9 protein-coding genes are annotated in these 8986 nt (G+C 71.7%); 6 read left to right on the top strand and 3 right to left on the bottom strand.

The window, feature by feature from the left end:
• The first annotated feature begins 122 nt into the window (after positions 1 to 122).
• From NH339_RS01330 to NH339_RS01340, 3 genes are all read left to right on the top strand, one after another.
• Complete coding sequence (locus NH339_RS01330) at positions 123 to 914, top strand: TetR/AcrR family transcriptional regulator (protein ID WP_253021700.1); 792 nt, start codon at positions 123 to 125, stop codon at positions 912 to 914.
• Between the two features lie 142 nt (positions 915 to 1056).
• Positions 1057 to 1230 carry a CsbD family protein gene (locus NH339_RS01335; RefSeq protein ID WP_253021702.1) on the top strand — a complete coding sequence of 58 codons (174 nt, stop codon included), beginning with the start codon at positions 1057 to 1059 and terminating at the stop codon, positions 1228 to 1230.
• A gap of 120 nt (positions 1231 to 1350) precedes the next feature.
• Positions 1351 to 1524, top strand: a complete 174-nt coding sequence (locus NH339_RS01340) for a CsbD family protein (protein WP_253021704.1) — start codon at positions 1351 to 1353, stop codon at positions 1522 to 1524.
• Between the two features lie 99 nt (positions 1525 to 1623).
• Here the strand turns inward: NH339_RS01340 and nhaA are convergent, their stop codons facing one another.
• Positions 1624 to 3456 carry a Na+/H+ antiporter NhaA gene (gene nhaA / locus NH339_RS01345; RefSeq protein ID WP_253021706.1) on the bottom strand — a complete coding sequence of 611 codons (1833 nt, stop codon included), beginning with the start codon at positions 3454 to 3456 and terminating at the stop codon, positions 1624 to 1626.
• Between the two features lie 255 nt (positions 3457 to 3711).
• Between nhaA and NH339_RS01350 the strand changes: the two genes are divergently transcribed.
• Together NH339_RS01350 and lysS are read left to right on the top strand one after the other, a co-directional pair.
• Positions 3712 to 4407, top strand: a complete 696-nt coding sequence (locus NH339_RS01350; RefSeq protein WP_253021708.1) for a hypothetical protein — start codon at positions 3712 to 3714, stop codon at positions 4405 to 4407.
• Between the two features lie 85 nt (positions 4408 to 4492).
• Entirely contained in the window at positions 4493 to 6022 is a 1530-nt protein-coding gene (gene lysS, locus NH339_RS01355) for a lysine--tRNA ligase (protein WP_253021710.1), read from the top strand.
• Positions 6023 to 6028: 6 nt separating this feature from the next.
• Here lysS and NH339_RS01360 read toward each other — a convergent pair whose 3' ends face one another.
• Positions 6029 to 6958 (bottom strand): TauD/TfdA family dioxygenase, encoded by a 930-nt coding sequence (locus NH339_RS01360; RefSeq protein WP_253021712.1) that lies wholly within the window; start codon positions 6956 to 6958, stop codon positions 6029 to 6031.
• A gap of 152 nt (positions 6959 to 7110) precedes the next feature.
• On the opposite strand from NH339_RS01360, the gene NH339_RS01365 reads away from it, so the two are divergent.
• The gene (locus tag NH339_RS01365) at positions 7111 to 7605 is read left to right on the top strand and encodes a hypothetical protein (RefSeq protein WP_253021714.1); all 495 of its coding nucleotides are present in this window, start codon (positions 7111 to 7113) and stop codon (positions 7603 to 7605) included.
• Between the two features lie 120 nt (positions 7606 to 7725).
• On the opposite strand, the gene NH339_RS01370 is transcribed toward NH339_RS01365, so the two are convergent.
• A partial coding sequence (locus tag NH339_RS01370) for a putative PEP-binding protein (RefSeq protein WP_253021716.1) occupies positions 7726 to 8986 on the bottom strand: 1261 nt, incomplete at its 5' end.

Here is an 8986-nt window from a genome sequence, read left to right on the forward strand (position 1 = left end):
GGACAGAACCAGCATGATACAAGTACCTGTTCGATAAAACATCGCGAGTGTGCAGACCGTCGACGTCGTCGCGGGTCTTGCCTCGGCTCGTCGTCCGGCGACCCGCGTGGCAGCATGCCGCCATGCCTCCCCCGACGTCGCAGCGTGGCCGCCTGAGCCGACGCAGGATCGCCGAGGAGGCGCTCGCGCTGATCGACGACGAGGGTGTGGGCGCCGCCTCGATGCGGGCGATCGGCAAGCGGCTCGGCGTCGAGGCGATGAGCCTGTACAAGCACGTCGGCACGCGCGACGACCTCCTCGACGCCGTCGTCGACCTGGTGGTCGCCGAGCTGGACGCCGACCCCGAGGTGCTGCGGACGGCCGAGCACGGTTGGCGCGACTACCTGGAGCGCCTCGCGCGCGGGGTGCGCCGCTACGCCCTGGCCCATCCCCACGCTTTCCCGGTCGTGGCCACGCGGCCGTCGGAGGCTCCGTGGATCAACCCGCCGCTGCGGTCGCTGGCGTGGATCGAGTCGGTCCTCGAGGCGCTGGAGGCGGAGGGCTTCGACGACGAGGAGGTCGTGTTCGCCTACCGGTCGTTCAACAGCTTCCTGCTCGGCTACCTGCTCATGGAGACGGGCGCGCGCACGCTGCGCGACCCGAAGGACGGCGACGGGTCGTTCGGTGCGGGGGCCGACGCGTCGGAGGCGGTCCCCGGTGGGCTGTCCCCGACCCGCGACGCCGACCAGCAGGACGCCGTGGCAGAGGCGTCGACGCCCGAGCAGGTGATCGACCCCGCAGGCATGGTCGACGAGCAGGCCTATCCGACGATCCACCGCCACGCCGCCCGGCTCGCCGCCGACCGCTACGCCGAGGAGTTCGAGCGCGCGCTGACCGAGATGCTCGACGGGATCGCCTCGCGCCTGGCGCAGTGACGTCGCGCGGCCGTGTCCACGCGCCGCAGCACGTCGTGACCGACGTCTCACCGGCTCACGTTGCGGCCTCGGGCTTACGGCGTAAGGTTTACAACGTAAGCCGAACAGATCGGCTCCCCACCTACCGACTCAGGAGGACGACATGAGCTTCATCGACAAGGCCAAGAACACCGCCGAGAAGGTTGCCGGCGAGGTCAAGGAGGCCGTGGGCAAGGCCACCGACGACAAGGACCTGCAGGCCGAGGGCAAGAAGGACCAGACGAAGGGCTCGCTCAAGAACACGGGCGAGGACGTCAAGGACGCCTTCACGAAGTGAGCGGCCCGCGGGTACTGAGAACTCTCTGAGGAGTTCGGCGTCACCGTCACCTCGAGTTGCCGCCCCCCGCAGCCGCCGTAGCGTTTCACGTGTCACCCCACCGATCCAAGGAGGATCACCATGAGCTTCATCGACAAGGCGAAGAACACCGCTGAGAAGGTCACCGGCGAGGTCAAGGAGGCCGTGGGCAAGGCCACCGACAACAAGGACCTCGAGGCCGAGGGCAACAAGGACCAGGCCAAGGGTTCGCTCAAGAACGCCGGCGAGGACGTCAAGGACGCCTTCAAGAAGTGACGTCTGCCTCGCACGTGTTGCGAGAAGCCCGGTCGACCGCGTGAGCGGTGACCGGGCTTCTTCGCGTCCTGGGCCCGCGACGCGCGGGACCTGAGGGCGTCAGGGCGTGGGGCGCCGAGCGTCGAGCGCGGCGATGAGCGTCGGCGCGTCCCACTGACCGTCGTACCGCTCGGTGCCGATGAAGAACGTCGGCGTCGCCGCGACGTCCATCAGGTCGGCGTCGTCCTCGTCCTCGCGTACCCGCCGCAGCACGTCGTCGGCGTCGAGGTCGGCCTCGAACCGCCCCAGGTCGAGCCCGATCTCGTCGGCGTAGCGCAGGAGGTCGAGCCGCTCGAGCTGGTCCTGGTGGGCCCACAGCAGTCGGGCGTAGTCGAAGTGCCGGCCCTGGAGGTGTGCCGCCTCGTAGGCGCGGGCTGCGAGCTCGGCGTGCGGGTGGTGCTGGTGGAGCGGCAGGTGCCGCCACACCCAGACGACGTCGCGGCCGAAGTGCTCGATGACCTCGTCGACCATGCCGGTGGCCCGGCTGCAGAACGGGCACTCGAAGTCGCCGTACTCGACGAGCACGAGCGGTGCGTCGGCCGGCCCCTTGTAGTGGTCGCGGCGCGGGTCGAACGGGCGCAGCAGGACGGTGCCCGGTGGCACGACGGGACGCCTGGAGTCGAGCGCGCGCAGCACGGCGGCGCCGAGCACGAAGGCGAGCACCGACGCGGCGAGCACGCCGACCCTGGCCTCGTCCTGCGCGGCAGGGTCGTCGATGGCGATGCCGACGATGAGCAGCGAGATGGTGAAGCCGATGCCCGACAGCGCGGCGCCGCCCGCCACCCGGCCGATCGTCAGGCCGGGGGCGAGCACGCCGAGCCTCAGCCGCTGGGCGAGCAGGGTGGCCCCGGTGATGCCTACGAGCTTGCCCACGACGAGGCCGGCGACCACGCCCCAGAACAGCGACGACGACATCGAGCGCCGCAGCGTCTCGGCGTCGAGCACGACCCCGGCGTTCGCCAGGGCGAAGACGGGCAGGATCACGTACGCCACGTACGGCGCGAACGAGCGCTGCAGGCGCTCGTTGATCGAGATCGACTCGCGCAGCTGGCGCCCCGCTGCGGCCGCGTAGGCCGGGTTCGGCGACTGACGGAAGGCGCGGGTCAGCTCCACCACCCGCTCCACGTCGTTCTGGCGCGGCGCGGCGACGGGGATGAGCAGCGCGACGGCCACACCGGCGAGCGTGGCGTGCACGCCCGCCTCGTGCAGCCCGAACCAGACCACCACCGACAGCACCGCGTACAGCGGCCCGCGGCCGGACGGCATGAGCCGGACGAGGGCGATGAGCCCGAGCGCGACGAGCGCCACGAGCAGCGGGACGACGTGCAGCTCGTCGGTGTAGAAGACGGCGATGGCGCTGAGCGCACCGATGTCGTCGACGACGGCGAGAGTCAGGAGGAAGACGCGCAGCCGCGAGGGGTGCTGCGGTCGGATGATGGCGAGAGCGCCCACCAGGAAGGCCGTGTCGGTCGAGATCACCACGCCCCACGCGTGCGCCTGCCCTGAGTCGCGCGCGATGAGCAGGAACACGAGGGCCGGCACGACGAGGCCTGCGAGGGCGGCCGTCGCCGGCACGATCGCGCGGGAGCGGTCGGTCAGCTCGCCGATCGTCAGCTCGCGCTTGACCTCGAGGCCGACCGCGAAGAAGAAGAACGCCATGAGCGCGTCGTTGACCAGGTGGTAGAGGTCGAGCCCCATCGACCACCCGCCGACCGCGACGCGCGCGTCGGTGTGCCAGAACGCGTCGTAGCCGCTGCCGAGGTTCGCCCACACGATCGCGGCGAGCGTTGCGACCAGCAGCAGCGCCGCGCCGACCTGCTCGGTCTCGGCGTCGGCGAGACCACGCCGCAGCCGGGTGGCGCGGGACTCGGTGAGGGTGTCGGGGTCGCTCACGGGCTCATCCTTCCAGGGCGTCGGGGGATCACGCCCGGACGAGGGACCCCCGGGCCCCAACGTCTGTCACCTCTCGTCCATTCCTCGACCCGAGTCCATGGTGGTGGGATGCTGTCGACCGTGACGTGGAGACCAAGGCGGTGGGTGTGGGTCGGCGCGGTCGTCGTGGCCGCAGTTGTGGCCGGTTGTGGCGGAGGCTCAAGGCCGACGCAGGCTCCTCCCGAGATCGACCTGGCCGAAGCTGTCCGTGCGACCGTGAGCGACGGTCCGGTCCACTACCTCCTGCAGACGGGGTCGAGGCGCTTCGACGGCAGCGGCGACTTCGACGTGTCCCGAGGTGCTTGGCATGCGGAGCACAACCTCGGACTGGTCGACACCGCAAGGGGAACCTTCGTCCTCAAGATCATCATGCGCACCGTGGACGAGGGAACGTTCTTCTCGGCAGGTGATCTGACCGACGGTTGCTGGACGAGGTTGGGTGGGCGCGAGTATCGCGACGGGCCGGCAGTCGGTGCGCTCCTGGACGATCTCAAGCCGGTCGGCAGGTCCCGGGGGGCCGCCATCGCCGTCGACGTGCCCCTCGAGAGCCTGTTGACCGCGCTCGTTGCTGGCGCGCCGTCGCGGGAGTCGCTTGGGACGGCAGTGGCGGCGTCGACCAACGACGGCGGGCTCTTGGTCCCCGGGACCGTACGGGTGGTCGACGGCAAGGTCACCACGTTGGTCGTCGACATGCAGGTGGCCGCGAGAGTCGCCGAGCGGGTCGGCTTCGAGGTCCCCGACCCGGCGCAGGACCTGGTCGGCTCGCTGAAGGACCTGGAGTCCCTCATGACGGTAACCGTGAGTCTTCGTCCGTCGAACGCTCCTTTGGAGCTGCGCGCGCCCTTGGAGCAGGACAGGATCGAAGCAGGTTGCGACCCCGGAGATCGTACGCTCGGGTCCGCGACCCCCTGAGTCCTCCTGCTGCCCGTCGCCCTGCCGCGAAGACGGTCGAAGCCGCCTCCGGCGACCGGTCGTTTCCCGACTAAGGTGTGCTCTCGTGAGCGACTCCGTCGAGAACCCTGCAGCGCCCCCTGGTGAGAACGCGGTCGACGACCTGCCCGAGCAGCTGCGGATCCGCCGCGAGAAGCGTCAGCAGCTCATCGACGCGGGCATCGAGCCCTACCCGGTCGACCTGGGGATCACGCACACGATCACGCAGGTGCGCGACGCGTACGACGCCGAGGCGCTTGGCCCCGACCACCACTCCGGCGACGTCGTCACGGTCGCCGGACGCGTCATCTTCCGGCGGGGCACGGGCAAGCTGGTGTTCGTGTCGCTGCGCGAGGGCGACGGCACCGCCCTGCAGGCCATGGTCTCCCTCGACGGCGTGGGGGAGGAGTCGCTCGACCGCTTCAAGCAGCTCGTCGACATCGGCGACCACCTCGCGGTGACGGGTGAGGTCATCACGTCCCGCCGCGGCGAGCTGAGCGTGCAGGCGTCGTCGTGGGCGATCGCCGCCAAGACGCTGCGTCCGCTGCCCAACGAGCACAAGCCGCTGTCGGACGAGGCACGCAGCCGCATGCGCTACGTCGACCTCATCGTCCGCCCCGAGGCCCGCGAGACGGTGCGCGTGAAGGCGAAGGTGCTGCAGTCGCTGCGCCGAACGCTCGACGCGCGTGGCTACGTCGAGGTCGAGACGCCGGTGCTGCAGCACACCAACGGCGGCGCCGCCGCGCGCCCCTTCCACACCCACGTCAACGCCTTCGACGAGGACGCGCTGCTGCGCATCGCCCTCGAGCTGCACCTCAAGCGCTCGCTCGTGGGCGGTATCGACCGGGTGTACGAGATCGGCAAGACGTTCCGCAACGAGGGCGTCGACAACACCCACAACCCCGAGTTCATGATGCTCGAGGCGTACGAGGCGTACGGCTCCTACGACACGATGGCCGAGCTGACCCGCGACCTCGTCGTCGACGCCGCGCGTGCGGTGGGCAGGACGGTGGTGCTTGGACGCGACGGCACCGACATCGACCTCGAGGCGCCGTGGCGGCGCGCGACCATCCACGAGCTCGTGGGCGAGGCGGTCGGCGAGACCGTCGACGTCGACACGTCGCAGGAGACACTGACGGCGCACGCCGCACGCCTCGACGTCGCCCTGCAGGACCACTGGGGCCCCGGCGAGATCGTGCTCGAGCTGTTCGAGAAGCTCGTCGAGCACACCCTGGTCCAGCCGACGTTCGTCTGCGACTACCCCGAGGCCGTGCGACCGCTCGCCAAGAAGCACCGCAGCACCCCGGGTCTCGTGGAGGCGTGGGACCTCATCATCAACGGCGTCGAGCTGGCGCCCGCGTACACCGAGCTCAACGACCCGGTCATCCAGCGTGAGCGCCTCGAGGAGCAGGCGCGCCTGGCGGCCGCGGGCGACCCCGAGGCGATGGACGTCGACGAGGACTTCCTGCGGTCGCTGGAGTTCGGCATGCCCCCCGCGGGCGGTCTGGGCCTCGGCGTCGACCGCCTGGTGATGCTGCTGCAAGGCGTCGGCATCCGCGAGGCGATCCTCTTCCCGATCTCGCGACGCGAGGTCTGAGCCCGGTCAGGCCGAGTAGGCCGACGCGTCGCCCTGGCGCAGCGTGGAGCGCACGCCGTCGGTGCTCACCGGGACGGTCCCGGCGACCGTGATGCGGTGCATGACGCGGTGGTGGTCGTCGTAGTCGGCGACGGCGTAGTGCTGCGTCGCGCGGTTGTCCCAGATCGCGACGTCGCCCGGCTGCCAGCTCCAGCGGGCGGTGTTCTCGAGCCGGGTCACCTCGCGCTGCAGCAGCTCGAAGACGTCGGCGGAGTCGCGGGTGGAGAGGCCGACGAGCCGCTTGACGAACTGGCCGAGGAGCAGCGAGCGCTCGCCGGTCTCGGGGTGCACGTGGACGACGGGGTGCTCGGCCTCGAACAGGCGCGACCCGAACTCCTCGCGGTAGGCCTCCTCGCGGACGTCGATGCCGCCGATGCGCTGCTCGTCGACGTCAGCGGCGTAGTCGTAGCGGTTGGTGTGCACGGCCCACAGCCGGTCGGCCATCGCCTGGAGCGCCGGGTGCAGGTCGGCGTAGGCGGCCGCGGTGTTGGCCCACACGGTGGTGCCGCCGTAGGGCGGGAGGGTCACCGCGCGCAGCACGCTGATGGCGGGCACGCGGTCGACGAAGGTCACGTCGGTGTGCCAGGCGTTGGCCTTGCCGTGCGAGGAGTCGATGGGCAGGACCGCGTTGGCCGCGCCGCGCACGGTCGGGTGCGGCGACGTCGGCGTGCCGAGCAGGGCTGCGAACGCGTGGTGGTCGGCGTCGTCGAGGTGGTGCTGGCCGCGCACGAACACCACCTTGAAGCGCAGCAGCGCGGCACGGACGTCGGCGACCTCGTCGTCGGTGAGGTCGCCGCCGAGCCGCACGCCCTCGACGATCGCGCCGATCCGGCCGCCGACCTGCCGCACGACGACGTGCGAGCAGCGGAGCGTGGGGTCAGGTGCGGTGAGGGTCATGGTCGACTCCGGTGCTGCGGTGGACGGGACCCCTCCACGGTGCGCCCCGGCGACGTCGAGTGGGGCACGTCCCGCTCCGTGGGACGTCGGTCGGCGTGCGGAGCCGTGCGCTACACGCCACGATGTGGGCGTTTCCGACGTGAGGAGTTCCCGTGAGGTCGTTCAAGGACCTGAGCTTCGGTGCCCTGGCCCTTCGCGGCATCCTGGCCTGGCTTGCGTTCGCGGTGGGCTTGGTCGTCGCCGGCTTCGGAGACACGCAGGGCGTGCTGTGGATCACCGTCGTCGGATTCCTCGTGCTCGTGCCGGCGGGGGCGATCTTCGCGCTCTGCATCTACTACGCGGTGGCCGGCCCGTTGCAGCTCGGCCGACCGCTTCCGCCCCGCCGGGACGGCAGTCGCGCGACGCCGGAGGAGGACGCCGCCGAGCGTGAGGACCTGAGGGCGACCCTGCAGGGCGGGGCGCGACGCACCCTCGTCGTGCTGCCGGTGTTCATCGCCGGCGTCGTGCTCATGGTCCTCGGCCAGGAGCTGCCGAACGCCACGCTCTCCGCGGTCGGCCCGTGGGTGCTCGGCGTGGGACTCGTCCTCGGAACCCTGGCGGGAGCGTCGTCCACGGTGCCGATCATGCGGCACCTCTGGCGCCGCTGACCCGCTCGTCCACTCACCCCGGCTCCTCCTCACTCACCTGCGGATGTTTCCGAGGGTGAGTGAGGGACAACCGGGGTGAGCTGCTGATTCCCATCACGTGATGGGAATCAGCAGTGCGCGTCAGGCGTCCAGGACGGCGGCGACGGCCTCACGGGCGGAGGCGGGGTCGGCGGCGGCGAGGGCGGCTCGCGCGGCCTGCTGGCACTGCTCGAGGGTCACCGACGCGAGCCGTGCGCCCACAGGCCGCACGGCCGACGCCGCGCACGACAGGGACGTGACCCCGAGGCCGACGAGCACGCAGGCGAGCGCCGGGTCGGCGGCGGCCTCGCCGCACACGCCCACCGGCTTGCCGGTGCGCTCGCCGGCGCGGGCCACGGCCTCGACCAGCACGAGCAGTCCGGGCTGCCAGGGGTCGGTCAGGTCGCCGAGCTCGGCCGACATCCGGTCGGCCGCGAACGTGTACTGGCTCAGGTCGTTCGTGCCGATCGACACGAAGTCGACGTGCTCCAGCACCCGCTCCGCGAGCAGCGCGGCCGACGGCGTCTCGATCATCACGCCGGGCGTCAGTGCTCGCGCGCGGCACTCCGCGGCGAACGCGGCAGCCTCCGACGGCACTGACACCATCGGCGCCATGACCCAGACGGTCGCGTCCGACGCCTGCGAGGCAGCGGCCACCGCGTCGAGCTGGTGCGCGAGCAGGTCCGGCAGACGACGGCCGACGCGCAGGCCGCGGACGCCGAGCGCCGGGTTGGCCTCGGTGCCCATGTCGGCGAAGGCGAGCGGCTTGTCCGAACCGGCGTCGAGCGTGCGCACGACGACCTTGCCCGACCCCGCCGCGGCCAGGACGGCGCCGTAGACGTCGGTCTGCTCCTGCACGGTCGGCTCGGACGGACGGTCGAGGAAGCTCAGCTCGGTGCGGTAGAGGCCGAATCCCTCGACCGGCTCCTGCGCGGCACGCTCGGCGCCCTTGGCGTCCTGCACGTTGGCGAGCACCTGCACGGCGTGCCCGTCGGCGGTGCGGCCCGGGCCCTCCCAGGCGGCGCTCGCGGCGCGGCGCTCGGCGTCGGCCTCGGCGCGCGAGGCGGCAGCGGCGGGATCGGGCGACAGCACGACCTCGCCCGTGCCGCCGTCGACGAGCGCGGGGTCGGGCAGCTCGTCAGGGAGGTCGCTCACCCCGACGACGCAGGGGATGCCGAGCTGACGCGCGATGATTGCCGTGTGGCTCGTGGGGCCGCCCAGCCGGACGGCGATGCCGACCACGAGGGCCGGATCGAGGCCGGCGGTGTCGGCCGGGGCGAGGTCGTCGGCGAGCAGCACCGACGGCTCCGACGGCACGCCGACGCCGGGCTCGGGCTGGCCGAGCAGCTCGGCCACCACGCGG

It is taken from the genome of Aeromicrobium sp. CnD17-E, assembly GCF_024124745.1.
Taxonomy (GTDB): domain Bacteria; phylum Actinomycetota; class Actinomycetes; order Propionibacteriales; family Nocardioidaceae; genus Aeromicrobium.

Coding starts and splice junctions, on each gene's coding strand:
- NH339_RS01340 (WP_253021704.1), top strand. CDS start 1,351: ATGAGCTTCATCGACAAGGCGAAGAACACCGCTGAGAAGGTCACCGGC.
- NH339_RS01335 (WP_253021702.1), top strand. CDS start 1,057: ATGAGCTTCATCGACAAGGCCAAGAACACCGCCGAGAAGGTTGCCGGC.
- NH339_RS01360 (WP_253021712.1), bottom strand. CDS start 6,958: ATGACCCTCACCGCACCTGACCCCACGCTCCGCTGCTCGCACGTCGTC.
- NH339_RS01330 (WP_253021700.1), top strand. CDS start 123: ATGCCTCCCCCGACGTCGCAGCGTGGCCGCCTGAGCCGACGCAGGATC.